General features: G+C 68.6%; 1 protein-coding gene. It reads left to right on the top strand.

What is annotated here, in order from left to right:
• Positions 1-130: 130 nt before the first annotated feature.
• On the top strand, positions 131-810 hold a 680-nt coding region (locus NKJ46_RS34680), incomplete at its 3' end, for a thiamine pyrophosphate-binding protein (protein ID WP_352671860.1).

Genomic DNA, 810 nt, shown 5'->3' with positions numbered 1-810 from the left:
CGCGCGGGCAAATCCTGCTGTACAACAAGCCACTTAGTGCAAGAGCGCAAGGCTTTGGCAGTGACGCCGCGGCATTGGCCCGGACCCGGCGGCCATTTGGATGAAAGCGGGCCAACCGCGGAATTGATCCATGTCGCGTACTGTCGCAGAGGCCCTCGTCGACGTCCTCGAGGAGGTCGGCGTAAGGCAGATCTTTGGCCTGATCGGCGACTCGCTGAACCCGTTGGGCGATGCCGTGCGGCAGAGCAAGATTGACTGGGTCGGCGTCCGGCACGAAGAGGGCGCGGCGCTGGCCGCGGCCGGCCAAGCGAAGCTGACCGGCCAGCTTGCAGTGTGCGCCGGAACGACGGGGCCCGGCAGCACGCACCTCGTCGCGGGCCTCTACGAAGCCGCGCGCGACCACGCTCCCGTCCTGGCTTTGTCGGGGGAGATGCCGCGACGCCTGAAGGGCATCGACTACCACCAGTCGACGGAGCCGGACCTGCTCTTCCGGGACGTGTCGCTTTACACCCAGACGATCACAGCGCCAGCGCAGGCGCCCGGCGTGATCCACCAGGCGATAGCGTCTGCGTATGCGGGACCCGGGGTCGCGCACCTGACCCTCCCCCAGGACGTGCTGTCCAGCAAAGTCGAGCACGCCGTTCCGAGCGTGGCGACTCTACGCTCGCGCGGCGAGATCGCGCCGGATGAGCACGAGATCGACGCGGTCGCCTGCCGCATCGACGCGGCAGGCTCGGTTGCCATCCTCTGCGGGGCGGGGTGCCGAGGCTCGGCCGAGCTGCTCCGCGACCTGTCGGACCGTCTGAAGGC

The organism is Mesorhizobium sp. M0166 (genome assembly GCF_040322255.1).
In the GTDB taxonomy this organism is placed as follows: Bacteria; Pseudomonadota; Alphaproteobacteria; order Rhizobiales; family Rhizobiaceae; genus Mesorhizobium.
This window is presented reverse-complemented; position numbering and strand designations above follow the sequence as displayed.